The sequence below is a fragment of the Bradyrhizobium sp. B039 genome (assembly GCF_038965675.1).
Classification (GTDB): domain Bacteria; phylum Pseudomonadota; class Alphaproteobacteria; order Rhizobiales; family Xanthobacteraceae; genus Bradyrhizobium; species Bradyrhizobium diazoefficiens.
The window spans coordinates 910,113-936,878 of the sequence record NZ_CP152416.1; the positions used below are offsets into that span (position 1 = coordinate 910,113).

The 26,766-nt window shown below is 64.0% G+C and carries 19 protein-coding genes, 1 tRNA gene and 1 pseudogene; 5 read left to right on the top strand and 16 right to left on the bottom strand.

What is annotated here, in order from left to right:
- Positions 1-83 precede the first annotated feature (83 nt).
- The 8 genes from AAFG50_RS04265 to rpmH form a co-directional block, all read right to left on the bottom strand.
- Positions 84-776, bottom strand: coding sequence for a pyrimidine 5'-nucleotidase (locus AAFG50_RS04265; RefSeq protein WP_028175982.1), 693 nt, complete (start codon positions 774-776; stop codon positions 84-86).
- Between the two features lie 195 nt (positions 777-971).
- Complete coding sequence (locus AAFG50_RS04270; RefSeq protein ID WP_028175983.1) at positions 972-1,958, bottom strand: DUF1036 domain-containing protein; 987 nt, start codon at positions 1,956-1,958, stop codon at positions 972-974.
- A 182-nt stretch (positions 1,959-2,140) separates the two neighbouring features.
- A complete protein-coding gene (gene argB / locus AAFG50_RS04275; RefSeq protein ID WP_011090823.1) occupies positions 2,141-3,028 on the bottom strand; it encodes an acetylglutamate kinase in 888 nt (295 codons plus the stop codon).
- Positions 3,029-3,136: 108 nt separating this feature from the next.
- Positions 3,137-3,502 carry a DUF423 domain-containing protein gene (locus AAFG50_RS04280; protein ID WP_028175984.1) on the bottom strand — a complete coding sequence of 122 codons (366 nt, stop codon included), beginning with the start codon at positions 3,500-3,502 and terminating at the stop codon, positions 3,137-3,139.
- Positions 3,502-4,155, bottom strand: a complete 654-nt coding sequence (gene yihA / locus AAFG50_RS04285; protein ID WP_028175985.1) for a ribosome biogenesis GTP-binding protein YihA/YsxC — start codon at positions 4,153-4,155, stop codon at positions 3,502-3,504. Before yihA ends, AAFG50_RS04280 begins: the two co-directional genes overlap by 1 nt.
- 112 nt (positions 4,156-4,267) lie before the next feature.
- Complete coding sequence (gene yidC / locus AAFG50_RS04290; RefSeq protein ID WP_028175986.1) at positions 4,268-6,115, bottom strand: membrane protein insertase YidC; 1,848 nt, start codon at positions 6,113-6,115, stop codon at positions 4,268-4,270.
- A gap of 17 nt (positions 6,116-6,132) precedes the next feature.
- A complete protein-coding gene (gene rnpA, locus AAFG50_RS04295; RefSeq protein WP_011090819.1) occupies positions 6,133-6,531 on the bottom strand; it encodes a ribonuclease P protein component in 399 nt (132 codons plus the stop codon).
- A gap of 27 nt (positions 6,532-6,558) precedes the next feature.
- Positions 6,559-6,693, bottom strand: a complete 135-nt coding sequence (rpmH, locus tag AAFG50_RS04300; protein WP_008542748.1) for a 50S ribosomal protein L34 — start codon at positions 6,691-6,693, stop codon at positions 6,559-6,561.
- A gap of 436 nt (positions 6,694-7,129) precedes the next feature.
- Here rpmH and AAFG50_RS04305 point away from each other — a divergent pair, with 436 nt between their 5' ends.
- Both AAFG50_RS04305 and AAFG50_RS04310 read left to right on the top strand, forming a co-directional pair.
- Positions 7,130-8,572 (top strand): HAMP domain-containing sensor histidine kinase, encoded by a 1,443-nt coding sequence (locus AAFG50_RS04305; RefSeq protein ID WP_049832616.1) that lies wholly within the window; start codon positions 7,130-7,132, stop codon positions 8,570-8,572.
- Positions 8,573-8,836: 264 nt separating this feature from the next.
- Positions 8,837-8,913 (top strand) — tRNA-Arg (locus tag AAFG50_RS04310).
- Here the strand turns inward: AAFG50_RS04310 and AAFG50_RS04315 are convergent.
- Positions 8,869-10,488, bottom strand: coding sequence for a recombinase family protein (locus tag AAFG50_RS04315; RefSeq protein ID WP_342714211.1), 1,620 nt, complete (start codon positions 10,486-10,488; stop codon positions 8,869-8,871). The genes AAFG50_RS04310 and AAFG50_RS04315 overlap by 45 nt on opposite strands.
- A gap of 44 nt (positions 10,489-10,532) precedes the next feature.
- Positions 10,533-10,769 (bottom strand): hypothetical protein, encoded by a 237-nt coding sequence (locus AAFG50_RS04320; protein WP_074077612.1) that lies wholly within the window; start codon positions 10,767-10,769, stop codon positions 10,533-10,535.
- A 646-nt stretch (positions 10,770-11,415) separates the two neighbouring features.
- Here AAFG50_RS04320 and AAFG50_RS04325 point away from each other — a divergent pair.
- Complete coding sequence (locus AAFG50_RS04325; protein ID WP_049832578.1) at positions 11,416-12,954, top strand: hypothetical protein; 1,539 nt, start codon at positions 11,416-11,418, stop codon at positions 12,952-12,954.
- Positions 12,955-13,212: 258 nt separating this feature from the next.
- Here the strand turns inward: AAFG50_RS04325 and AAFG50_RS04330 are convergent, their stop codons facing one another.
- Entirely contained in the window at positions 13,213-15,834 is a 2,622-nt protein-coding gene (locus AAFG50_RS04330) for an EAL domain-containing protein (protein ID WP_231166620.1), read from the bottom strand.
- Positions 15,835-16,072: 238 nt separating this feature from the next.
- On the opposite strand from AAFG50_RS04330, the gene AAFG50_RS04335 reads away from it, so the two are divergent.
- On the top strand, positions 16,073-16,876 hold the full coding sequence (locus AAFG50_RS04335) for a substrate-binding domain-containing protein (RefSeq protein ID WP_028175476.1): 804 nt from the start codon (positions 16,073-16,075) through the stop codon (positions 16,874-16,876).
- 30 nt (positions 16,877-16,906) lie between these two features.
- Here the strand turns inward: AAFG50_RS04335 and AAFG50_RS04340 are convergent, their stop codons facing one another.
- The 3 genes and pseudogenes from AAFG50_RS04340 to AAFG50_RS04350 all read right to left on the bottom strand — a co-directional run.
- A complete protein-coding gene (locus tag AAFG50_RS04340; RefSeq protein WP_028175477.1) occupies positions 16,907-17,917 on the bottom strand; it encodes a 2Fe-2S iron-sulfur cluster-binding protein in 1,011 nt (336 codons plus the stop codon).
- A 147-nt stretch (positions 17,918-18,064) separates the two neighbouring features.
- A complete protein-coding gene (locus AAFG50_RS04345) occupies positions 18,065-19,807 on the bottom strand; it encodes an ethylbenzene dehydrogenase-related protein (protein WP_028175478.1) in 1,743 nt (580 codons plus the stop codon).
- Between the two features lie 225 nt (positions 19,808-20,032).
- Positions 20,033-20,125 (bottom strand): annotated as a pseudogene (locus AAFG50_RS04350) (transposase); the annotation flags it as partial.
- A 176-nt stretch (positions 20,126-20,301) separates the two neighbouring features.
- On the opposite strand from AAFG50_RS04350, the gene AAFG50_RS04355 reads away from it, so the two are divergent.
- Entirely contained in the window at positions 20,302-21,204 is a 903-nt protein-coding gene (locus AAFG50_RS04355) for a hypothetical protein (RefSeq protein WP_028175479.1), read from the top strand.
- Positions 21,205-21,386: 182 nt separating this feature from the next.
- On the opposite strand, the gene AAFG50_RS04360 is transcribed toward AAFG50_RS04355, so the two are convergent.
- Positions 21,387-21,707 carry a hypothetical protein gene (locus tag AAFG50_RS04360; protein WP_028175480.1) on the bottom strand — a complete coding sequence of 107 codons (321 nt, stop codon included), beginning with the start codon at positions 21,705-21,707 and terminating at the stop codon, positions 21,387-21,389.
- Positions 21,708-21,720: 13 nt separating this feature from the next.
- A complete protein-coding gene (locus tag AAFG50_RS04365) occupies positions 21,721-26,544 on the bottom strand; it encodes an NAD-glutamate dehydrogenase (protein WP_028175481.1) in 4,824 nt (1,607 codons plus the stop codon).
- Positions 26,545-26,766: the final 222 nt, after the last annotated feature.

The window sequence follows — 26,766 nt, forward strand, 5'->3', positions numbered from 1 at the left end:
TAACGACGACTCGTGGTTGTCAGTCTCGCGCCGCAGCCTCTCCCTGGGGTCATGGGTCCTGGCTTTCGCCGGGACGACGGCGGTCAGTGAGGCGACAACCCCGCCAAAAACCCCGCCAGATCGTCCGTGACGTGGTCGACATGGGCGGCGTCGCGGCCCTCCAGTTCCCAGTCCTCGCGCACCACTTCCTTGGTGCCGTCGGGCACCACCAGCACGGTGGTCATGCCGAGTTCGTGCGGGACGGTGAGGTTGCGGGCGAGGTCCTCGAACATCGCGGCGCGGGCGGGATCGACGGCATGGTCGCCGAGGAATTTCCGGTAGGTCTGCGGGGCCGGCTTGGGCTCGAACTCGGCCGCGATGATGTCGAACACGCCGTCGAAATGGGTGGCGAGGCCGAGCCGTGCCAGCACCGCATCGACATGGTCGACCGAGCCGTTGGTCAGGATCAGCTTGCGTCCCGGCAGCTTTGCGATGGCCGCGCCGAGCGCCGGATTCGGCTCCAGCGGCGAATGGTCGATCTTGTGCACGTAGGCGAGATAGTCGTCGGCGCGCACGCCGTGCAGGGTCATCATGCCGCGCATGGTGGTGCCGAAGCGTCGGTAGTAGTCCTTCTGGATATGGCGCGCTTCCTCAGGGCTGACGTTCAGCCAGTTGCACACGAACTCGCCGATCCGCGCATCGACCTGCTGCCACAGATTGACATGATGCGGATACAGCGTGTTGTCGAGGTCGAACACCCAGGTGTCGACATGGGTGAAGGCGCGGGGTGGGTTCATTGCAACTCTCTATCCGTTGACCGAGGCCGTGGCCCCGCCTTCAATCGTCGTCCTGGCGAAAGCCAGGACCCATACTCCGTGACCGATCATTGGGGCAATCTGGTCGTCGTTCTTCGCCAAACCCGATCCTGGGGCAATGGGTCCTGGGTTTCGCCAGGACGACGGCGCAATGTGTAGCGCCATCATCACATCACATCACGGCATCGCAAACCGCAGCGTCCTGCCGCCGCTCGACATGTCGACCGCGCCAAAACCCGTCGCCGCAAACCCGCGCGCGCCGCAATCGGTCTGCTCAACGGTCTCGAACTTGGTCTCGCGCGTGCAGAGCTGCTTCTCGCCGCCCCAGTTCAGTGGCTTGTCCTTCAGCTTGACGGCGCGGTTGTCGGCGTCGACGGCTTCCGCGAAGCTGAAGATCTGCTTCGGCTGGCCGCTCACGTCGGGGTGCAGGCACTTGCCGGGGTCGATGCGGTACCAGCCGCGGCTCGTCACCGACTTGCCGTCGTCGGTGGCGATCGCCGCCATCACCTTGTGCGGGGTGTCGTTGCACCAGGTCAGGCCGCTCGGCGACGGCGTCTGCGTCGCGTCGACCATGGTCTTGAAGAAATTTGGCGACGACACGGCGTCGGACGGCAGCCCGCGGCTCTTCAGGAACGCAGCCAGCGCTGCTTGCGTCTTCGGTCCGTCGACACCGTCGATCGCCCCGACGTCATAACCGATGATCACCAGCAGCCGCTGGATGCCGGCGAGGCGCGCCTGCTCGTCGTCATATTCGGAATCCTCGGCGAGATACGTCACCAGGTTGCCGTCGTCGCCTTGCGTCGGCGTCACCTGCGTGAAGGGGACTTGCGTCTGGCCGCTGCGGCATTGCCGCGCGGCCGCAATGACGAAATTGTCCTGGGCGACGCACAGCATGTCGTTGCCGTTCTGCGGGATCGGCGAGGCGCCATAGACGCCGAGCGCGCGGGCATTGAGCAGGATGCGGTCGGCGGTCAGCGTGCCCTGCACCACCACGCGGCAGGTGGCGGGATCAATCCTGAACCAGCCGCGCGTCGCGGTCGCCGCCTTGTCGTCGATGCCGATCGCGGCCTCGACGACATAGGACATGCGGTTGCAGATCTTGAGGTCGGCGAAGGCGGGGGCGGAGGAGAAGACGAATGACACGGCCGCAGCCGGCAGCGTCATCAGGAAACGGGTCACGACCGAGCGACGATGCCGTCGCTCTCTCGGCTCGTCATGCCCGGGCTTGTCCCGGGCATCCACGTTCTTGGCGCGGGGCGAAAGATCGTGGATGGCCGGGACATTTTCGCGAAGACGCGCTTCGCGCTGTTGCCCGGCCATGACGCCGCTCTTTGTTTGCTCGCGCCTCACTTATGTATCAGCGTTCCCGTGCCCTGGTTGGTGAACAGCTCCAGCAGCACCGCGTGCTGCATCTTGCCGTCGATGATGACGACGCCCTCGACGCCCTGTTCGAGCGCGTAGATGCAGGTCTCGACCTTGGGGATCATGCCGCCGGAAATGGTGCCGTCGGCGATCAGTTTTCGCGCGTCTTTCACGGACAATTGCGGGATCAGCTTCTTCGACTTGTCGAGCACACCCGGCACGTCGGTGAGCAGCAACAGGCGCTTGGCCTTCAGCGCGCCCGCGACGGCACCGGCAAAGGTGTCGGCGTTGACGTTCAGCGTCTGGCCTTCCTTGGAGGTTGCGAGCGGCGCCAGCACCGGAATCAGCTCGTAGCCGATCAGCTGGTTGAGCAGCGTGAGGTCGACCTTCTCGGGGTCGCCGACGAAGCCGAGATCGATCGCCTTCTCGATGTTCGAGCCCGGATCGACGATGGTGCGCGTCGTCTTCGACGCCTTCACCATGTTGGCGTCCTTGCCGGATAGTCCCACGGCCTTGCCGCCGGCCTCGTTGATATAGCCGACGATCTGCTTGTTGACGGAGCCGGCCAGCACCATCTCCACGATCTCGATGGTCGCGGCATCGGTGATGCGCAGGCCGGCGGCGAATTCCGACTGGATGCCGAGGCGCTTGAGCATGGTCGCGATCTGCGGCCCGCCGCCATGCACGACCACCGGGTTGATCGCGGTCTGCTCCAGCAGCACGATGTCGCGGGCAAAGTTCTTCGCGGTCTCCTCGTCGCCCATGGCATGGCCGCCATATTTGATGACGATGGTTTCCTCGTCATACTGCTGCATGTGCGGCAGCGCTTCGGACAGGATGCGGGCCTGGTCGAGCGGGGAGATGTCGGTCATGAGGCGGATCTCGCTGGCGGGACTGTCGGGCCGCGTTCTATCCGATTGGCGGGGGCAGCGCAAAGTGGGTGTTGGTTCTTACCCTCCAGGGGAGGGGAAGATCGAGCGCTATTTCTGCGCCACCACGGCCGCCAGCGTCACCGCCAGCCAGCTCAAGATCATCACCGTCCCACCGGTCGGCGCCGCGTAGGGAAACAGCGAGTGCCCGGCAAATTGCCGCAAGGTGAGATCGCCCGCGAACAGCGCGGCGCCGCCTACGAAGCCGGACGCGGCAATGAGGCCAATTCCGCCGTGCAGAAGGCCGCGCGCGAGCAACGCGACCGTCGCAAGTATGGCAGTTGCATGAAACAGCAGCATGGCGCTGGCGGAGGCAAGCCGGCTCGCGTCGCCGCCATGGGCGGAGGCGGCGGCCAGCGCGACGCCGGCGGCGCCCATCAAGCCGGCAAGCCCAATCAACAGGCGATGCGCGGCCATCACGAGCTCCGCTCTTCCAGCAGCTTCGCCATCGCGGCGCGCAGCTCGGCCATGCCCGTCGCGCTCCGCGACGAGGTCGCGAGCACGTTCGGGAACGCGGCCGGATGCTTGGCCAGCGCGGCCTCGGTCTCGGCAATGCGCGAGGCAAGCTCAGAGGGCTTCACCTGGTCGGCCTTGGTCAGCACGATCTGGTAGCTGACGGCGGAGCGGTCGAGCGTCCCGAGGATATCGAGATCGACGTCCTTCAGGCCGTGCCGCGCGTCGATCAGCACATAGACGCGCGCGAGGCTGGCGCGGCCCAGCAGGAATTTATGAATCAGCTCGGTCCAGGACGCGACCTGGCTCTTCGGTGCCTTGGCGTAGCCATAGCCGGGCATGTCGACGAGGCGCAGGTCTTTCTTTCCGGGGACCTCGAAGAAGATCAGCTCCTGGGTGCGGCCCGGCGTATGCGAGGTGCGCGCCAGCGCGTTACGGCCGGTGAGCGCGTTGATCAGGCTCGACTTGCCGACATTGGAGCGGCCGGCAAAGGCGATCTCCAGCCCGTCCATCGGCGGCAGCGTCTGGATCGAGGGCGAGGCCCAGATGAACTGCCAGTCGCGCGCGAACAGCTTTCGCCCGGCCTCGATCAGCTTCGCATCTTTGTCGTCGGTCATGCGAAGCTCTTTGTTTCGCGGTCATTCCGGAGCGATGCGAAGCATCGAATCCGGAATCTCGAGATTCCGGGCCTGGTGCTTCGCACCATCCCGGAATGACGGAGTGGGTGACTTACGTCGCCTTCCTCGCGAACGTCGCCTTGAGATTGTCGAACAGCTCCACCTTCACGCCGTTGCGGCGCATGATGAAGCTCTGCTGGAGCACCGAGAGCGTGTTGTTCCAGGCCCAGTAGATCACGAGGCCCGCCGGGAAACCCGCCAGCATGAAGGTGAAGATCAGCGGCATCCAGTTGAAGATCATCTGCTGGGTCGGATCCGGCGGCGTCGGGTTCAGCTTCATCTGGAACCACATCGTGATGCCCATGATGATCGGCCAGATGCCGAGCGCGAGGTAGTGGCCGAACACCGGAATCGTGGTCGGATCGAGCGGGATCAGCCCGAACAGGTTGAACAGATTGGTCGGATCCGGCGCGGAGAGGTCCTTGATCCAGCCGTAGAACGGCGCCTGCCGCATCTCGATGGTGACGAACAGCACCTTGTAGAGCGAGAAGAACACCGGGATCTGGATCACGACGGGAAGACAGCCGGCGACCGGATTGATCTTCTCCTTGCGGTAGATCTCCATCATCTCCTGCTGCTGCTTCACCTTGTCGTCGGGGTAGCGCTCCTTCAGCGCCTGAAGCTGCGGCTGGATCGACTTCATCTTCGCCATCGAGGCGTAGGACTTGTTCGCCAGCGGGAAGAACAAGAGCTTCACGATCACGGTCACGAGCAGGATCGAGATGCCGAAATTGCCGAAGAAGCGGTAGAAGAAGTCGAGGCCGAGGAACATCGGCTTGGTGATGAAGTAGAACCAGCCCCAGTCGATCAACAGGTCGAAATGGTTGAGGTTGAGTTCCTTGTTGTAGCCGCCGTGGCCGGCGAGCGGGAAGTTGATGCCGACCACGCCGGCTTCCTTGGCGCCGGCAAACAGCCGCGCGTTCGCCGTCGCACTGCCGCCGATCGCGACGGTGACGGGATCGAGCAGATAGTCGGTCTGGTAGGTGTGGACGTTGCCGACCGGGTTCGACGAGAAGCGCGCCTGGAGCTGGGCACTGGTGTCCGGCAGCAGCGCCGAGGCCCAGTACTTGTCGGTCATGCCGAGCCAGCCATTGGTGGCCTTGAAGTTCACCGACTTGGCTTCGTCGATCTTCTTGTAGGCGTATTCCTGCAAGCCATCGAGATAGCCGATCAGGCCTTCGTGCAGGATGTAGTAGCCGGAAACCTGCGGCGTGCCGTGACGCGAGATCAGCGCGAACGGATAGAGCGTGACCGGCGCGTTGCCGACATTGCTCACCTCGTCCTTGATGGTGAAGAGATAGTGGTCGTCGACCGAGATGGTGCGGCGGAAGGTGAGGCCCTCGCCATTGTCCCACTTCAGCACCGCCGGCGTCGTCGGCGTCAGGCTGCCGCTGCCGTCCTGCTGCCAGAGGGTCTGCGCGTCCGGCAGTTTCGCCGTCACGCCCGTGGCCGGCACCCAGCCGAACTCGGCGTAATAGGGCTCAGCGGTGCCCGAGGGCGAATACAGGACGATCGGCGGCGACTTCGGATCGACCGTTTCGCGATACTGCACCAGCGCGACATCGTCGATGCGGCCGCCCTTCAGCGAGATGCTGCCGGCGATCCGCGGCGTGTCGATCTTCACGCGCGGGCTGGCCGCAATCGCGGCGTCGCGGGCGACGACCGGCTGAGCCTGCTGGCCTGCTGCCGGCGTTGACGGCTGCGCGGCACCGCCGGATTGCGGCGTGGCCCCCGGCGTCGCGGAGGCCGTCGGCTGCGGCGAGGTCTTCTGGAGCTCGGCCTGCGCCTGCTGCTGGGCGCGCTGCTTCTCCATCGCCGGCACGTTGTAGAAATACTGCCAGGCGATCAGCACGAGGCCCGATAGAATGACGGCGAGGATGGTATTGCGATTGTCGGTCATCATCTAATGTCTCGTCATCAATCCGTTTTGCGGCTGGCAGCAGGAGCGGTGCCGGGCCTCTGGCCGCGTCCCTTTGACTGTTCCTTGGCCGTATGCCGCGCGGGCTTCGAGAACGCTATGCGCAGATCGTCGAGCATGGTGGCGAAGGGGCGCGACAACGCGTCCCTTCGGCCGACCAGCACATAATCATGATGGGGCTGCATTAACACCGGCTCGAGCCGCTTCACCAGTTCGCGAAGCCGGCGCCGGATGCGATTGCGCTCGGGGGCGTTGCCGTTCTTTTTGGTGACGGTGAAGCCGATTCTGATCGGGCCGCTGTCGTCGCGGGGGCGGCTTTGCAGGACGAACGCGGGACTATTCACCCGCGCGCCATTGGCAACGGCGAGGAAATCCGCCCGCTGCCTCAGCCGATCCATGATGAAATCCCAAAAAGGGGGTCTGGCTCAGGCGCTCAGACGCTTGCGGCCGCGGGCGCGGCGGGCGGCGAGAACCTTGCGGCCGCCGGCAGTGGCGAGACGGGCACGGAAACCGTGACGGCGCTTGCGCACCAGTTTGCTGGGTTGATAAGTCCGCTTCACGGGTTTTTCTCCGCTGACCGGGCAATTTGCCTGTAGAATTGATGGTAAAGTCCCAACGATGCGGCCCAAAACGGGCCCTTTTTCGGCCCCAAGAGAGCCGCTCCCGGCGTCACACCGGGTCATCGCGGACAATTCGGGCGGCTTATATGCGAGCGCTCCCTTTTCGTCAACGCCGCGAGAGCGCAGGATTGCGCTGAATATCGCTGATTGTGCGGGGTTTTTAATCGTTGAGGTGGCGACTCGCCTTATCAGCGCCTACATCCCACCTTGGGAGATTAGCGATCCGTAATTTGACCGGACCGGGGGCGGGCCGCATCCTTCCTCCGCCAGATCGTTCACCGGCCAACTCAGTCGGGCCAAGTCAGTGAGGACGAATTTCGTGGCAGCGACAGACCTCCAGCCGATCCAGGATACGGATCAGCGGGACCCGCCGGCGATGCGGCCGCGTGGGCCTGCCGGCTTGGGGCTGTCAGGCAAGCTGCTGCTGCTCACGGTCCCCCTGGTGATGATCGCGGCCATCCTGCTCTACGTGCCCGCCATCGCCAACTTCTGGGTCAACCGGCTGAACGACCGCGTGGCCGCCGCCAACACGGCGGCGCTGGTGCTCGACGCCGCCCCGCTCGGCATGGTTCCCGATTCGCTGTCGCGCGAGATCCTGAAAAGCATCAATGCCCGCGCCGTCGCCATCAAGATGGGCCAGCAGCGCCGGCTGCTCGCCAGCGACAATCTGCCCGCCGCGATCGAGCACGACGTTGACCTCCGCGACATGACCGTATGGGAGGCGATCACCGGCTCGATCCAGATGATGCTGGAGACCGGCAACCAGGCCATCCGCATCGTCGGCCCCGGCGTCGGCAACGCCCAGTTCGTCGAGATCGTGACCGACGAATTGCCGCTGCGGCAGTCGATGTACCGCTTCTCCCGCAATGTCGTCGTGGTCGCGCTGATCATCGGGGTCTTGACCGCGGGCCTCGTCTATCTCGCGCTCCACTATCTCTTCGTGCGGCCGATGCGGCGGCTCACCGCGAGCCTGGTCGGCTTCCACGAAAACCCCGAGAGCTCGGCGCGGATCATCGTGCCGAGCCAGCGCAGCGACGAGATCGGGGTGGCCGAACGCGAATTGTCGGACATGCAGCGCGATTTGATGTCGATGCTGCATCAGAAGAGCCGGCTTGCCGCCCTCGGCCTCGCCGTCTCCAAGATCAACCACGATCTGCGCAATCTGCTGGCGTCGGCGCAGCTTTTGTCGGACCAGCTTGCCAGCGTGCCGGATCCGCGGGTGCAGCGCTTTGCGCCCAAGCTCGTGCGTTCGCTCGAGCGCGCCATCGCCTTCTGCCAGTCGACGCTGTCCTACGGCCGCGCCCAGGAGGCCTCGCCCGACCGCCGCATGATCCTGATCGAGCCTGTCGTGCTCGAGGTGCGCGAGACCGCCGGCCTTGCCAGCGATGCCTCGATCGCCTGGGTCGCCGCGATCGAGCGCGGGCTCGCGGTCGATGCCGACCCCGACCAGCTGTTCCGCGTGCTGCTCAACCTCGTCCGCAACGCCGCCCAGGCGCTGGAAAGTCATTCCTCCGGCGACGGCGGCGCGCAGCAGATCCGGATCACGGGCAAGCGCGAGGGCGCCGTCGCCATCCTGGAGGTCTCCGACACCGGTCCCGGCGTCCCCCAGAAGACCCGCGACCATCTGTTCGAGGCGTTCCAGACATCGGGCCGTCCCGGCGGCAGCGGGCTTGGTTTGGCCATCGCCGCCGAGCTCGTCCGCGCCCATGGCGGCGACATCCACCTGGTCGAAGGCACTATCGGCGCCACCTTCCGGATCGTCATCCCCGACCGCCCCGTGGAACTGCTCTCCATCCGCAACGAGCGGGCGCGGGCGTAAGTCGGTCAGCGGCCGAGCAATGGTGTCATTCCGGGGCGGCGCGAAGCGCCGAACCCGGAATCCAGAGGTTTGGGGTCGAGATTCCGCACTTCTCGCTTCGCGAGCCCGGAATGACCCGGGCGAAGTCGTCATTTCTCTACAAAATCTCCCCATCCCGGACCTTGCCAATCGGGACAAGAGCGGTTAGTCAGAGCGCTCTTTCGCACCCCTCCGGCGCTGTCCGGAGGCTGCCTGCGGGCCCAGCCCGCACTGTCCGCGAAAAACGCGCCCGTAGCTCAGCTGGATAGAGCATCAGACTACGAATCTGAGGGTCGGACGTTCGAATCGTTCCGGGCGCGCCACTTCGGTACAAAACTGGGCACTCCAAAACCTGCCGTTTTTGCGCTGGACGCCGCGACGAGGGTGCGCAGGAGAACGGCTTTCGATCCGATGATGCGAACCTCCTTCGCGTCCACTTCGACGCGCTGGGCCAGCGCACGGAGGTGGTCGCGCCGATAGCCGCCCGACTCGGTTCGCATGCGCCTGCGCGCCTGGCTGGCGAAGGTTTTGAGCGCTTGGGGTGTGATGCTCGGCCCAGCCCGATCCAGCGCACCGTCGGCCCGCTCTGCGTCGGTGCGGGCCTGGTCGCGGATGGACTTCAGTTCGGTCACGCGCTCCTTGAGCATCGGGTCCGATACGTCAGCGATTCCGTTTTCGATGGCGTCGTACAGCCGCTTAAGCTTGGCTTCCGCTTCGGCCGCACGCTTGCGCAATTCGGCGATATGCGTCGTTCGGCGCTCGGCGCGCTCTTTTCGGCGATGCAGGACGGCCGACAGGACTTCCTCGAGACGTTTGGGTTGCAAAAGGCGGTGCTCGATGTGCTCGGCGACCACGCTGTCGAGCTTTTCCATCGGAACGGTTCGTCCCTTGCAGCCGGTCTCGCCCTGCCGAGCCTTGGTGCAGCAGGTGTAATACCTGTACCTGCCGCTCTTTCCCGTCCTCAGTGTCATGGCTCCGCCGCAAGCGGCGCAAAAGCAGATGCCGGTGAGCAGCGTTGGTCCGCTGACAACGCGCGGCGCGGTGAGCGCCGGACTCCGGCTCTTGAGCAGCATCTGCACGGCCTCGAACTCCGCGGCCTCAATGATCGGCGGGACGGCCATCTCGACCACCTCGGCCTCGGGTTTGCGCTCGCGGGTCTTCCAATACTTGGTATTGAAGCGGTGGCGGCCGATATACGTCGTTCGCGTCAGCACCTTGTGCACGGCATCGACGCCCCAGCGTCCGCCATCACGCGTTCGGATGCCGGCTTCATTGAGATGTTTGGCGATCGATTTGACACCCATTGGCCCCGAGGAGCCGTTTCCTTCGCGCGCCAAGCGATAAATCAGCCGCACGGTTTCGGCCTGGATGGGATCAACCTCCAGCGTCTTCTTGGTGCGGTGGCCGCGCTGCTCGGCGGCTTCCACGACGCGGTAGCCGATCGGCGGCAGCGCGCCATTCCAGAAGCCTTGGCGCGCGTTCTCCTTCATCGCCCGCAGCGTGTGCTTGGCGTTCTCCTTGGACTGGTATTCGTCGAACAGCGCCATGATCTGGCGGATCATGTTGCTCATCGGATCGTCGCCGAGCTCTTGCGTGATCGACACCAGCCGCACGCCGTTCTTGGCAAGCCGGCGGACATAAAACTCAAGCTGGAACTGGTCGCGGAAGAAGCGGCTGAAGCTGTGCACCACGATCACGTCGAATGCCGTCGGCTTGACCGTCGCCGCGTCGATCATTCGTTGGAACTCCGGCCGCCGATCGTCGGTCGCAGACGCGCCCGGCTCGACATAATCGGAGACAATCTCCCAGCCGCGCGATGCGCAATAGCCCTTCGCCTGCCGGCGCTGATCCGGGATGGAGAGATCGCTGTCGGCTTGCCGTCCCGTCGAGACTCGCAAGTACAGCGCCGCCCGAACCCGTTGCAGCCATGGTGATGTCCCCCTCAGTCCTTTCCAAACAACTCGTCGAACAGATCACCGAACCAGGCTTCGAAGACATCGATCTCCGTTTCGGTCACCGGCACGTCCATCGGCCAGTCGTCCGACACCGCCAATGTCACCGAATTGCGCTTCGCTCGTCGTCGGTCAGGACGCGCGGGCGCACGCGCGTAGTCGTAGAGATCGTCAAGTGGGGCGCGGTTCGGCGGACGCCGTGGCTGCGATTTGTGAGGGGAAGCCATGGCACCACTGTGGCAAGCTTGGCCGATCCGCAGAACGACCGATGTCTACGCCACGTCCCGCTGCAGCGCTGCGATCTCGCACTTTCTCTGCAGCTTGAGCGCAACCGCGCACAGCAAGCCATGATCGCATGGCGGCAAAGAGCCGGGCCAGCGGTGCGCGGTCAAGGCCGCAAGCCGGCGGAGCCGGTCGCGCGCAGCGCGAGCCTTGACGGCGCATCGTTGGTCCGGCAGCGGCCTCCCATGCGGTCATGGCCGGACATCCCGCCGAGCACGCGCAACAAGACGCTACGCTGCGAACGATGGCGCTCGGAACGTTGATTTTGAATGCTTTCTCGGTTCGAGCGGCACCAGGCCACTTCATCCGGTGCCGCTGCAGTGCCATCCAAAACAATGTGCAGACAAACACTTACGACCCCCGACGGCACGGAGCGACACCGTCGCTTTTATCTCGCCGTCCTCGTCCCGTGGTCGCTACGTCGGTGCCCCCGCATTAAATCGCGCTTAAGTTGCATGCCCGATACTGATCAAGATCGATAAGGACTTGATCACCTTCGGACGAACTTGTGCTTCGGCCTTCCTAGGCAAGGGAGACGGAGTTGGGGCAGCCTTAGGTAGCTCTGCTGCATATGAAGGAAAGGTGTACTCTATGTTCACTTGGAGGGGCGTTCTCGATCGAGCCGCTTACGCCTGGAGATCCGGAGTCACGATCGCGTTTCTGATCGGAACGATCCTGCTTTTCCCATATCTTTCACAGGCGATCGTGATGGCGTCGCATTGCGCGGCGGATACGTGCGGCGCCGTCGCTCTCGTTGCGCCCACAATCCTTCGGCCGATCCTCTTTATTGCCGCCATGGCAATGGCTCTGAGCGCATGCGTCCGCAGGGCACGCCATGCCGGATTGCAGCCATGGCTGGGCGCGTTTCCGCCGCTCATGTTCGTCGGCGATCAGGCTCTCCTGCAGTATGCCGGAGCGGGCTGGGCATATCCCTTCTCGGCCGGCGTCCTGTCGATCAATCTACCCGTCTATGCGCTGTTCGGGACGGCCCTGATCGGTCTGCTCGGGGTCCCCTCGCGTGATGCCCTTCGCGGCCATGGAAGCAGCCTTCTGGACCGAGCGTTACTGGCGCTGGCAGCATTGTTGTCAATTGCTGCCGTGGTGCGCGCGGGTGGCCTTCCGCTCTTCGTCTTCACGGCCTTGCCGCTGGTCGCGCTTGCTGTCGTTATGTTCGAGTCCTACGCGACATACGCAATGCCGCTGTTTCTTGCCTTGGCGGCCTATCGTCTCTGGCGGACAGATCCGGTTGCTCTCGCGACGCCGTCGCCATCTCCCGTTGTCGTATCGGAGACGCCGAACCTTTGGCGGCCCGGGCGCGCGGCGCTTGTCGGCCCGATCGTCGCCTTCGCGGTTCTGCTATGGACGCTCCTGTCGACCAGCCTCATGCCCGTTCCAATGGTGCTGATGGCACTTGCGGCCAATCTGTTGCTGATCTACGTGCCAACATTCGTGATCTATACGGCATTGGTCGCAGCGGTGCTGCGGTTCACGGCCAGACGGGACGCCATCGCGGCCACCGCACTATTTGTCGCGCTGATTCCATTCGGCTTCTGGGCGGCGTCGCTCTCGTCGGTCCTCTTGGCGAAGGCGCACGAAAGGGAGGCGACCGCGGCAATTCCCAAGGTTGCCCTGCCCGCAAAAATCGACGTCGTAGTCATTGAAGGCGAAGAGGGGTCGCTTATCAATTGCGCGCGGAGGAGCATCCTCTCCGCCGACTATGGCGTCGGCGATGTACTGACTCACGGGCGACGCAGGCAAAGCTGGGGCCCTTATCTCCGGTTCACGCGGGCAACAGCCAATTCGCCAGTGAACAAGGGTGTAGTCGCGGACGGCGCGCCGGCCGAATACGTGCTCGTTCGATTCCCGGACCGACCGCCTATCTTTCTGGATCGCGTCTCCGTGGACATTTCTTCGCCGCCGGTTGAAATATACGCGGTCGGTAGCGCTGGCACGCAACTCGTCGCGGCGAGCTATACGGCCCTAAATCCGCCGCCGACCTTTCCGCCGATGTTGACGACTTACGGTTGGTATCGCGGCGAGAACTCGACTACCTCCGAGAAATCATGCAAGAGCGTCGCTAATTTCCTCCAGCGAGAACTGCTTGATAAACTACCACCGGGCCGGACGTGATAGTCTCGACCTTCGCAGGTGAGAGATGCCGCCCATGAGGCGTAGCGCGAGATCGCAAGCCGTCGCAGTTTTGCCGATTGGAGCGCCGTCCGGGCCACGGCATCATAGCGCCACGGCGAAGCAGTAGTGCCCATCTTCATCGACCGTGGCGCGCCATTTTCCCACCATTCAGTACAGAACCGCGAACTCTTGCAGAGCTCTCGTATGGATCGGTGCCTATTTGATACCCGATCGGCATCTGAGGTTGGCGCCGACGCCTCAGCGGATCATAGTCTTCCGCTCCGCTCCGTCTCGCCTGGGCACCAGTTCGACCGCCAAAAGGGTTGGCTGGAGCAGGACGGCGAACTCTTCGAGCGGTAGCGGCGGAGAAAAAATATAACCTTGCGCCATGGTGGCGCCGTTTTCGGCCGCGAACCGAAGGTCTTCGGCCGTTTCGACGCCTTCAACGACCGTTTCGAACCCCAATTCGTCCGCAAGTCCGAGCGCCAGGCGAAGAATCGTCTGCTTTTCGCGGTCTCCCGCGACACCCGCCACGAGCGTGCGATCGAGCTTCACGGCGTCGAAGGGGAGCCTCGCCATCGTCGAAAGATTCGAATAGCCGGCTCCGAAATCGTCCATTGCGAAGCGTATGCCCAATTGCCTGAGCAGGCTTATTCTCTCGCGCACGACATCAGGATTGCGCATCGCGACCGACTCTGTGATCTCGATCTCGAGGTTTGGCGGCGGGAAGTCGGCCTCGCGAACGGTCGTGATGATATCCCTGATGAACAGCGGGTCTTCGATTTCCGTCGCCGCGACATTTACGGCGAGCACGAGGTTCGAGCCGGCCCGGATCAAGCCCCCGATTTCGGCGAGCGCGCGCCTGAGCACGAAGCGGTCGATCTCCATGATGAGGCCGATCTCTTCCGCGATCTTGATGAAGCGCTGAGGAGGAATGTCGCCCTCCTTCGGGTGATGCCAGCGCGCCAGCGCCTCCACCCCTAGGATGCGGCCATTCGCGCAGGACACCTTGGGCTGGTAGTGGACGACGAGCTCTTCATTGCGGATCGCCAGGGCGAGATCGGTTTCGAGCGCATGGCGGGCACGCGCGACCTCTGCGAGATCCGGAGTGAAGAACGCGTAGGTATTGCGTCCCGAGCTCTTCGCGACGTACATCGCAAGGTCGGCGCGGATCAGGAGATCGTCATAGGTTGTGCCATGGGTGGGACAGATCGCGATGCCGATGCTGACGCCGATCGTTGCATGGTTGCTCTGGAGCTTGAAGGAAACCTGCAGCGTCTCGATCATCTCGCGGGCACTGAGGCTCGCGGCCTCGACCGTCTGCACCCCAGCGATGATGGCGACGAACTCGTCGCCCCCGACCCGGGCGAGCAGACATTTGCCGGCAGCGCCCTTGGACGTCAGCAAATTGCTCAAGCGCTCGGCCACCATCCTGAGCAGCTCGTCGCCAGCCTTGTGCCCGAAAGTGTCGTTGATGGATTTGAAGCCATCCAGGTCGAGGAAGAACAGCGCTGCGCCCTCTTCCGCGCCGATGAGCGCTGGCGCATCGACGCGCATCTTCTCCCGATTGGGAAGGCGGCTCACCGTGTCGTAGAAAGCGAGCTGGCGAATTCTTTGAGTGCTGGCCCGCAAATGCGTCAGCATTCGCTCGAATGCGAGGCCGAGGCCGCGGACCTCGCCGATGCCCGTTGCGCGGAATTGAACGTCGAGATTGCCACCCGCGATTTCCTGGGCGGTCTTGGCGAGCGCTGAAAGTCCTTTCGTGAGGTGCCTCACGGCGGCCAATAGCGCGACGACCAAGGCACCGAGCGCCAGCGCCGCGGATGCCAGGAACTGCCACATCAGCGAACGCGTATGGGATGCGCCGATCTGGAACATCTGATCGCGTGTCGTCGTCACCAGCGATGCGCTCGCGAACGTACACACCTTGAGCGTCGCCTCGTAATCGACACAGCGCGCGACGTAGTTGCCGTCATCCGAGCGCTGCAGCCCGGTCAAACGCGTCCTGGCGCCGCTGAATCTCACCCCTTCAGGCCCCGCGGAAGACACGATCTCGTTGTCACCCGTGATGATGACCACGCCGGCATTGGCTAGCGAAGTGAAGTTCTCGAGAGTCCGTTCCGTGCGGCCGAGCGGTCGGATGGCGGCAAGCGCGCCGATGAGGTCGCCGAAGTCGTCGAACACGGGCTCGATCGCGGTGTGCGCTATGGTGTGGCGCTGCGGCAGGCCGAGCGCTGACAATTCACGCAATTTGAACTCATTGATGCCTTCCTCACCCCGCGGGTGCGAGCGGCTATTGTCCTTGAGGATCGCGTTGAGATTGACAGAGAGAGCGGTACTCTCGAGCGCCCGGTTGAGCGCGAGGAGGTCGAGGGGCGTGTTGGCGCCGATCACGCGACCGGTTTCGTCGAAGGCGATCAGCCTTTCGAAGCCGGAGGTCGAAGCAACGATGCTGAGCAGCTCGCGGATAGTCACATCGTTGTTCGAGGCGACCGCCTTGGCGACATCGGCGCGCTGAGCGATCTGACGCAGGCGAGATGCGGTTTCTGCGCCCAGGACCTCGATTCGCGCTCGCGCCAACTGCGCCTCGCCGTCGAGGCGATGAGCGAGCTGGTCTTCTGAGAGTTCACCCAGTGCCCCAGCCTGATGCCTCAGTTGCTGCTGCAGGCGTAGCGCCGTCAAGCCGCCGATGAGGCCGAGCCCGAGGACGCCGGTCGCGAGCACGACGGCAACAAGGCGCATGGCGATAGACGAGGGGAAACTCGGAATCCCGGACGGAACGGCCCAACGACGCCAGCGGGGCGGCGCCCTCGATGCCTCTGCCATATCCGGGTCAGTCGCCACCACCGCCAGCACCCTGAACTTATGGGGGCCGGTCAATGTCGCTCATTGAGGCCCCTTCCAGGCACCAACCTTAGGCGAGTGGAATACCCAAAATCGTCAATTTGATCGTCTATTTGTGGCCGGTTAATTAGCAAATGGTTTTTTTAAACCGTCAGATTTTGTGCTTTTCACTTTCTGTCCGCCACGGATGATTCCAAAAGGCACGGCGTTGCGACAACAGATGGTTTAGGTTTCTTTGCCAGATTGCGCACCTCGTGCTTCGAAGGGGTTTGCCATGGCATTTTCGAGGATAACGGCGGCAATTTTGGGCCTCTGCCTTGCGGGGGTGAATGCCGCTAGCGCCGAAACACGCAGGCTCGACATCGTCGGGACCGGAGACGGCATCGATGTCCTGCGCGTCATCGCCGCGAGCTTCATGCAGCAGGAAGGATCGCCACAGATCGAGGTCCCGCCGAGCATCGGTTCTGGCGGAGGCATCGCGGCCGTGGGGTCCGGCAAGGCGATCTTAGGGCGCGTCGCACGCCGCCTGACCGACGCCGAAGCGGCTTCCGGCATCGTCTACAAGGAGATCGCCCGCCTGCCCTCGGCTTTCATCGTCCATCCCGGCTGTGGAGTGAGTGCCGTCACAAGCGATCAGCTCGTTGCGATCTATTCGGGCCGCCTCGCGAATTGGAAGGAGCTTGGCGGCGCCGATATGCGCATCCGCGTCGTGCGGCGCGAGGACCAGGACAGCACTCTCACCGTGCTACGGGCCAGCATGCCCGGCTGGCATGATCTCGAGATCACCGAGAAATCGAAGACGGCGACGACCACACAGGAAGCGATCGAGACGGTTCGCGATGTTCAAGGCGCGATCGGCTTCGGCCCCTTCTCGCGGCCGTTGGAACAGGGGCTCACAGTGCTTCGCGTGGACGGCCACTACCCGACCGACGCGGATTATCCCTCGAGCGCGGTGCTGGCGCTGATCTATTTAAGCACGTTGCAGGATCCGGACGCCTTGGCCTTTCTACGCTTTGCCGATACCCAGAAGGCGGCCGACGTCATCACCAGCCTCGGTAGTCTGCCCGTCAAGCCGTGAGCCGCCGGCGCTGCTAAGCTCGGCATCGGCTCACAGACCGGGGCGATGAGGCTGCTCCCGGCTTCGCCATAGACGGGTGATCTTGTCCATCAGCGATGGGGTTTGAGAGCTCGGCAGGAAAGGATCGGCGTAGCATTGCGCATTGGCCGAGCGTGCCTTGTTCTTCACGATATCGACGAGACCAACGGGGCCGGCGACGTAGACCGTATCCTCCAGCCCGAGCAGGGGCAGGTAGTGCGATGGGCGCCCAGGCCTGATCGGTAGGGTAGATCCGACCTCCGTCGTCGCAATGACGTCGCGGACACCGTCGTCGATCAGCCACTGCAACGAGGGAAGCATATAGAGGTTATCGGCATCCCGGCTGCCGGCGACGACCGCCATCTCGCGGTTGCGCTGGGTCGAGCGCGCCGAGCGGGCCAGCGCCCAGATCGGGGCCCAGCCTGCTCCGCCGGCGACCAGCACCAGCGGCCCCTGGCCCTGTCGTAGATAGGCCTGTCCGAAGGGGCCTTGCACATGTGCCGCATGGCCGGGCCTGATGGCCTTGCCGATCTGCCCCGACACCGTGCCGTCAGGCAGGCGCCGGATGTGGAAGACGAGTTCGACTTGCTTGAAGGAGCCATCGAGTCTGAAGGTCGGGCTGAACTCGCGCGCAGGATAGCCGGAAAACTTGACGCGCACATATTGGCCCGGCCGAAACTCGAGCGGCGCTGAGGTCGTCAGCACGACTTCGGCGATCTCTGGCGAGAGCTCGTTGATCTCGGTAACGGCGCACGCCCGCTTCATCGGTAGCGGCAATTCTTCGAATTCGATCTCCGCATCGCCTGCGACCGCGGCCTGGCAGGCGAGCACAGTGCGGCCATGGCCCGAGCCGCCGTCATCGACCGAGCCCGAAACGACCGTCACCCGGCAGCTCTGACATTGTCCCGATCTGCAGTCGTGTGGAATGAGGATCGAGCCGCCGAGCGCCGCGTCGATCAGGCTTTCGCCGGCGCGGGCTTCGACGAGCTTGCCGTTGAGGACGAGCCGACAATGCGTCTTCATCGCGAGGCCTCTGGGCGCCGCGAATTTCTGCGAGCAGGCCGCTGCTCGCCGCGCCGGAATGCGATGCGCGGTTGAGGGCGAAGCGATGCTTCAGCGCAGCCGCGCCGTAGTGGCCTCCGGTCGAGCACGTCGCTCCCCATGAGACGCCTAGTTCTGCGTGACGACACGCACCGGGCGGTTATGGCTCGCATGCCGCGTCTGTGCATGGTCGAAGACAGCGACCCACATGTAGAGATCGTGGGCTGGCACGAAGGCTTTGTCATATCGGCCATCGCTTTTCATGTTGCGCGTCAGCTCGAGCGTCCAATGTCCGTTGCTCCATTTTGAAACCCCGGTGACATTGGCCCGCTCTCCTTCGTTGTCGCCGGCAATAATCACGCCGGGCAGGATCGTGCCAACGGGAATCCTCGCGTCGGCCTCTGGAGTGTAGGGTTCGCTCTCCCCGTCGAACATGTACCAGCGGCCGTTCTCGTCGTCGCTGCTGTCGGGATTAAGATCGAATTTGCTGAGGGCTGCGACCTGCGCCTTCCAGTCCTTGGGAAGCCGCAGAACCGTGACGGGTCCCTTGTCGTTCCTGTGGATGAACTTGAAGTTATACGAATAAAGAGCGCGACCAGGCTTGTTCCAATAGCCGCCCTGGTAGCGGGCATCGTAATTTTGCTCGTCCAAGGTCGGGGCGTAGGGCGGGCCGATATATTGGCTGTCGACACGCCCGAGCATGCCCCCGCGCGACGCCTTCCACTGCCACATGTCAATGTAGCTGGCATCCGTCGTGTAGTGGAAGCCCCGGCCGTTGATCGGCATCGGCTTGCCGGGCAGCGGGTTGGCGCCGAGATCCGTCGCGCCTGCGCCGCCGAGCGATGGATTATCCGAGAGAATGACCGCCAGTTTATCCTCGTAGAAGTCGACGGCGTCTTGCAGGCCCGCACGCTCGTCGAGGACGTACCAGCCGTCCTCTTTCTTGATGATCGGAATGCGGCGCAGGGAGCGCGTGGGATCCTCCCAGCGGAAGGCGAAATAGATCTTCTGCCCGTCGTGCAGGGCGCGCACCTCCACGAGCGATTCGCCCGATCCGCCGAGATTGGCACCCTGCTGCGTGCGGATGAAGACGGGGCGCGCGCGCGACCAGGCGGGATCGCCCATGGCGCCGTCCAGCTTGGGCGCGTCGCTCACCCGCGCGACGACGAGCGTATCGCGCGTCGCCCAGTCGAGCCCGGCGACGCCGCACGCGACTGCCACCCCGATCGCAGCGGCGACGAGAAGAGGCCTCGGCCGCACGGCCTTCGTGATCGCGAGCGGCGCCGGCCGAAACACGCGGAAAATCTGCTGCCAGCCGCCATAGAGAAAATGCGCGACGACATGCGCGAAGATATAGACGAGCGCGACGAAGGCGGCGGTCGAGTGGAGATAAGCCCACCAGCCGCCATAGCCGAGATACATCATCACGCCCGTCCCCGTGAGGAAGATCACGAGCGCATAGACGAACCAGTGCAGGATGATGTTGACGGCTCCCCATTTGAGGCGAGCCGGAGCGCGCATCGCGAGGATCCGCGTCTTCTTGGGGCTGTTGCGCTCGACGAGGCCGCTGCGCGCGAGGTAGGCGACGTAGGCCGACCCGCAGAAGAAGACGGCGAGTCCCGCGAGGAAGTGCCAGGAAAAGATCTCGCCCTGCGGCAGGACCGGAGCGAGCCATTTCGAGAAGGGGGCGCGCAACGCGTCCGCTGCGATGCGTATGCCGGTAACGAGGCTTACGACGAACGCGAGCGCGGTCGCCCAATGGAGCGTTATCGTGCCGACATCCGTGCGTGGCGGGCTTTCGCCAGTCTTTGTTTGAGCGAGGCTTCTCTTGGTCAAGGCGTCGGCGTTCGTTCGAGCGGTGACATTGTCCATTGATAAAGCCTACCCACGGTAAACCGGCAGAGCTACAGCGCCCGCTTTCTCCCAGAAAAGCGGACAGCTGCGAACAAGCTATCTCCGCGATATCATAAGCAAGTTATCAAGTCTGGCGAGATTGCTCGTTTCGCGACAATTCGTCCCCGGTCGGCCGTCCCTTGGACATTCGAGAAGGCGTGAGCATCACGAGGTTTCTGCTGGTGGGCAGTTTTGCTCCCCCTCGGTGACACCCTGCTGGTCGAAGGCGATCAGGCGGCTGTTGGCGATGGCAACGCGGTGGGTGTAGCGCGACAGATCGGCGAGCATGGCCTCGGGCGCCGGCGGATCGCTAAACTACGTCCATCATAAACTCGGCGGAAACCGTTGGGGACGTAGGTAGCCTTCGGTGAGTCGATCCTCCCAGAAGCTTGAATTTGTATAACAATTTCAATTATATACGAGCTCGCGGTTTTGTTCTGAATGGCGCGCCATTTGCGGTGGTAAGTTGTCCCATGCGTCCTATCGATCGTCTGTTCTCCTGCCTCGCCCTGTTCCTTGCAATCGCAGCCGTCCCGGTCCTTCCCGTGCGCGCGGCCGAGACCTGCCCGTTCATCAGCGCCCAGGAGCTCGCCCGTGCGATGCCGGCGCTCAAATGGTCGCTGATTTCAAATCAGGACGGTCGCGGCTGCATCTACCAGGCCGGGCGCGGCGACACGATGATGTTGACCGTGTTCCGCAATCCCGACAAGGACCGCGCCAGGGAATTGTACGCGACCTTCGTCAAGACGCTTGGCGAGCGCATGCCGCTTAACGCAGTCGCCGGGATCGGCGACGAAGGCCAGGGCGGAACGAGCGCCGCCGGTGCGCAGCGCCAGGAGGCCTCGGTCGTCGCCTTGTCCGGCGACTACATCCTGCAGATCAGCGTCTATCCGATCGGCCGGCGTGCCGACGATGCGCTGCTCGGACCGATCACCGAAGCCGCGCGCGTTGCCATCGGGAATGTAAGCAAGAGCAGCGAGCGGTTCGGCAATTGCGAGTGGCTCACGGCCGCGGATGCCGACGGCTTTCTCGACAAGGGCACGCTGACGGTCCGGCGGACCGGCGCGGGCAGCTGCATGATGTTCGATCGCGAGGCCAACACCATGACCGTCGCGGTGATCGCAATCTCGCGCGACACCGTCATCAGCATGATGAAGCGCACGGGCCCGTGCCAACACGTGGCGATACCCGAGCTCGGCAGTGAAGCGTTCGGCGAGCATTCCTGCGCCAAGGGCAACGGCAACGCCGTCAACATCTATGTCTGGAAGAACGGCAGGCAGGCTTCGATCCTGTTCGCGCCGGTCAAGCCGCATCCTGAGTCCGGCTCGGTCGAGCACCTGAAGGCGGTCGCCGGGCGAGTCTATGGAAAACTGTAACGGCGCCGCGTGACAGCGCAGGCGCACGCGCCCGCGCCCGTGGCTCGGCTGGATAGAGCGTCAAACTGCGCACAGTGGCACAGCGAAACAATAGTGCCCATCTTCATCGGCCGTGGCGCGCCATTTCCGCTTCGTTCGCGATGCCGCCAATCAATTGTGGCCTTTGCTGCGCTTGCCTTGGCCTACGGGATCCTTGCGACAACGTTGGGCCGGTTTTTCTCGAGCCAGGCGACGGCCTCGGGTCCATCGACGACGCACTCGAAGGTTTCCCAAGTCGGGTCCTCCAGGGATTCCGATTGCAGTCGCTTCGCCGCATACTCAACGAGGTCGTGCAAGCCTTCGTATCCACGTCGGTGCTCGAGGGATTCTGCAATCGCCGTGCTGGTCCATCCTCGTTGGGCCAAATCGATGATGCTCGGAGCATCAGCCTCGTTGAACCACGGTGTGGCATCGAACTCGATACAGCGGACATTGTCGGCGGTATGGCACGTGGCGTGAATCATTGGATTCCTCCCTCTAGGCTTTGACAAGGTCCCCCAGCAAGTTCGCGGCCACCATGAGCTTGGCGAGCGTCAGGCCGCCGGCGGCAATCTCCTCGACCGCGCGGCGGATGCGCGTCGCCTCGGGATGAGCCGCAAGCCAGGTCTCCACGGCCTGCTGGCCGGATTGGCCGGTTGCCAGCATATCCGCGGTCAGGCGTCTTTCGGCTGCCGCGATCAGTTCGACGGCGCGGTCGATGGCCAGGCGTTCGAAATGATCGCTGACCGGCACGCTGCGCGCGGCGGCGATGATGCGGTCGAGACGGAAATTGGCCTCAGTGGCAAAGAACGTCGCAGTGGCATCGCGGATGCTGCGGCTGGTGCGCTCGGCGACCGTCACGATGTCGGGCGCAGAGACCAGGGCGTCGAGGTCCGCCAATTCGCCGGCGAGGCCGGTCGGGACGCCGGCATCGGTCAGCTCCTGCCGGCGCTTGCCGCGCGCGGCTTGCAGGTCCGGCGGCAGGGCGTCGTCGAGGGAGGCTGCGATCTCGCGGACGGCAGGGCCAAACCGGGCGTTGATCGCGCTCAGCCCATCCTTGAAATCGACATTGCGCACGTACCAGACCATGCGGGAGAGCAGGAGATCCTGGATCGTCGCGTAGAGGCTGAGCTGCAACTGCCCGTCAATACGTGTGTCGAGCGCGTCGATCGCGTCGTTGAGTCGCCTGAGCTCGTAGATCGCGTCCACCGCCACCTGCGCCATGACGATGGTCGAGATATCGGCGTCGGTCTCGTCGGTCAGGCGCACGATGCAGGCCGGGCCCCCGCGGTTGATCACGGCATTGACGAGACTGGTCGCAATGATCTCGCGTCGGAGGCGATGGTGCTCGACCGCGGTCGGGAATTTGTCGAGAACCTCGCGCGGAAAATACAGCGACAGTCTGCGGGCGAGATAAGGATCATCCGGCACGCCGGTGAGGAGCAGGTCTTCGTAGAGCGTCAGCTTGGCGTAGGCGAGCAATACGGCGAGCTCCGGCCGTGTCAGGGCCTGGCCGCGCCTCGTGCGCTCGGCGATCGCTGCATCGTCGGGCAGGAATTCCACGGCACGGCTGAGCAGGTGACGCTGCTCGAGCGACTGCATCAGGCGGGTGAGGAAGCCGGTCTCGGCCACGCCCTTGCGTTCGGCAAGCGAGAGCGCCAGCGTCTGGAGGTAGTTGTTGCGCAGCACCAGCGTGCCGACTTCATCGGTCATCGCGGCGAGCAGGGTGTTGCGGTCAGCCGGGCTGAGGCGTCCCTCGCGCTCGGGGCGCGCCAATGCAATCTTGATGTTGACCTCGACGTCGGAGGTATTCACGCCGGCGGAATTGTCGATCGCGTCGGTGTTGAGCTTGACGCCCGTCTGCGCCGCTTCGATGCGGCCGCGCTGGGTGACGCCAAGATTGGCGCCTTCGCCGATCACCCTGGCGCGAACCTCGGTCCCGGTGATGCGGATCGGATCATTGGCGCGGTCGCCGGCCTGATCGTCGCTCTCCGCCGACGCCCGGATGTAGGTGCCGATGCCGCCGAACCACAGCAAGTCCGCGCGCGCCTTCAGGATCGCCGTCATCACCTCGAACGGTGTGGCCTGCTCCCTGTCGAGATCGAGCAGGGTGCGCACTTCCGGTGCCAGCGGGATCGCCTTGAGCGTGCGCGAGAACACGCCGCCGCCCTGCGAGATCAGCGTCTTGTTGTAGTCCTGCCAGCTCGATCGCGGCAGGTCGAACAGGCGCTTGCGTTCGGCGAAGCTGATCGAGGGATCAGGCGAGGGATCGATGAAGATGTCGCGGTGATCGAATGCCGCCACGAGCTTTGTCGCCGGCGAGAGCAGCATGCCATTGCCGAAAACGTCGCCGGACATGTCGCCGACGCCGACCACGGTGAAAGGCATGGTCTGAATGTCGGTGCCGAGCTCGCGGAAGTGGCGCTTGACCGCTTCCCAGGCGCCGCGCGCCGTGATCCCCATCTTCTTGTGGTCGTAGCCCTGGCTGCCGCCGGAGGCGAAGGCATCGCCGAGCCAATGGTTCTTCTCGGCCGAAATCGCATTGGCGATGTCGGAGAAGGTGGCGGTGCCCTTGTCGGCGGCGACGACGAGGTAGGGGTCGTCGCCGTCATGCCGCACGGTCAAGTCGGGCGGCACGACGACGTCGCCGTCGAGATTGTCGGTGAGTTCGAGCAGCGAGCGAACGAAGATGCGATAGGCTTCGGTGCCCTCCGCGAGCCACGCCTCGCGATCGGAGGGCGGCGGCAGCCGCTTGGGTACGAAGCCGCCCTTGGCGCCGACCGGCACGATCACGGCGTTCTTGACCTGCTGTGCTTTCACCAGGCCGAGGATCTCGGTGCGGAAATCCTGCGGCCGATCGGACCAGCGCAAGCCACCGCGCGCAACCTTGCCGAAGCGCAGGTGAATGCCTTCGACGCGGGTTGAATAGACGAAAATCTCATAGAGTGGTCGGGGAGGGGGCAGGTCCTCGATCTTGCGCGCGTCGAACTTGAAGGAGATCACCGGACGCGGATGTCCGTCCCGGCCGACCTGCCATAAATTGGTGCGGATGGTCGACTGCACCAGATTGGTGAAGCGGCGCAGGATGCGGTCTTCATCGAGCGAGGCGACGGATTTGAGCTGCTCCTCGATTTCGGCAAGCAGAGTTGTCTCGCGCGCCGAACGCTCGCGATCGGTCAGGACGAGGCGCGGATCGCGGCGGGCCTGGAACAGCGCGACGAGGTTGGCTGTGATCGCGGCGTTCTTGCGCAAGGTCTCCCACATATAGTCCTGGGTGAACGGAGCGCGGATCTGGTGCAAATAGCGCGACAGCGCCCGGATGGTCGAGACTTCCCGCCAGCCCAGGGCCGTGCGCAGGATCAGGGCGTTGTATCCGTCGGATTCGGCGCGATCGGTGACCACCGCCATGATTGAGGCTTCCAGGCGATGGCTGAATTCTCGGCTGATCTCGATCGGCTGGCCGTCGCTGGTCTCGATCGTCATGTCGTGCAGCCATACCGGCTCGGGCCTGTTGCCGGGCACGATCTGATAGGTGCGTTCGTCGACCACGCGCAGGCCGTGATTTTCGATCACCGGCACGCGATAGGACAGCGACAGCGGCGCGGCATCCGAGAACACCTTCAGGCCGAAGCGCCTGGGATCGTCCTCCTCGAAGCGGTGAACCGAAATCGTCACCGGGCGGGCCGGGGTGAGCTTCTCGATGGTGGCGATATCGGCGATCGCCTGTTCCGCCGTGGACACCTCGGTATAGCCGCCGGTAAAGGCCTGGGCATAGCGATTGGCGAGCATGCGCGCCCGCATGCCATCGGTCGACGCAGCTAGCGCGGCCTTCAGCTTGTCGGCCCAGGTCGCGGCAATGGCGCTGATCCCGGCTTCCAGCGCGGCGCGCTCGACGGCGGGAGTCTTACCTTCATAACGTCCGATGATGTAGTGGACGCGCGCCAATGCTCCTTCGGGGAAGGATACGTAGGAGGCCGACAGCGTCCCCCGGTAGGCCTGCGCCAGGAAGTTGGCGACGCGCGTGCGCACGTCGGTGTCGTATTTGTCGCGCGGAATGAAGACGAGGATGGAGACGAAGCGATCGAACTTGTCGACCCGGGCCAGCGCCCGGACGCGGGGGCGCTCATAGAGGATCAAAATCTCCATGACGAAATTGAAGAGGGTGTCGACGTCGACCTGGAAGAGCTCGTCGCGCGGATATTCCTCGAGCATATGCATCAAGGCCTTGCCCGAATGGCTGTTCGGGTCGAAGCCGGCGCGCTGGAGCACCCGTGTCACCTTGTGGCGGATATAGGGGATCTGTCGTGCCGAGCGCGTATACGCGCCCGAGGTGAACAGGCCGACGACACGCAATTCGCCCTCGAGCCGGCCGTCGGGCGCATAGAGCTTGATGCCGACATAATCCATCCGGATGCGGCGATGAACCCGGCTGTTCACATTGGCCTTGATGACGATCAGCAGGGTCGGCTCGCGCATGAACTCGCGAATTTCCGATGTCATCACCACCATTTCGTTGCCGCGGCGCAGGACCTTCGCATCGGGATCGCGCAGGATGCCGAGACCCTCGGCGGTCGTGATGTCGTCCGACCCATCGCTGTCGGGCGAGAAGCGATATTCGCGCACGCCGAGAAAGGTGAAATTGTCGGCGCACAGCCATTGCAGGAACTGGTTGGCCTCGGCGACCTCGTCGATCGGCAGCGGCGGCGGATTGGACGAGAAAGTCTTGATCGCGTCCTCGACCCGGTCGCGCATGGCGCGCCAGTCGACGACGCAGGCGCGCACGTCGCTCAACGTCCTGGTGAGGCCGTCAATCAGCCTGTCGCGGTCGGCGTCGGCGTCCAGGCGGGTGATGTGGAGGTGGATCAGGCTCTCGCGCGCGCCCTTTGCTCCCTCCGGGAGGGCTTCACCGTAGAAGTGCAGCAGCTTGCCCTGGTCATCGCGCTCCACCGCGATGACGGGGTGAGCGACGAGGGTGACTTCGATGCCCTGCTCGGCGATTTCCGCCATGGTGGAATCGAACAGGAAGGGCATGTTGTCGTTGAGAATTTCGAGCACGGAAATCTCGCGCCCATCCGGCATCATCGGATTGACGATGCGGATATCGGCACGACCGGCCGTGCGCCGCTGCACGTGCTCCCAGGCTTGCTCCGCCAGGAGGGCAAGCGAGGAGGCATCGTAGTTGGCGAGATCCTCGCTATTGGTGTAGCCGAACAGAAGCTCGGCAAAGGTCCGGGGCGCCTTGCCCGGCTGCACGCTTTGCGCCGCGTCGTGGATCAGAGTTGCCCGGGCCTTGTCGTCGCGCCATGCCATAGCGTCCTCCATATCCCGGCCGACGAACCGCAAGTGCGGTCAGGCGTTGTTTTTGGAGTGCGTCTCTTCGCGCGCCATCGTCTCGACCGTATTTCAATCGCGTCGGTCTTGCGGCCTTCGCGATACTAGCATCCCGAAGCCGCCATGGCGCGCAGAGTTATGAGGCGTGCTCAAGGCCGAAGTCGGCGGCGAGCATCGCTGCGCTGCGAGCGCTTGCAAAATCACAAGGAGTTT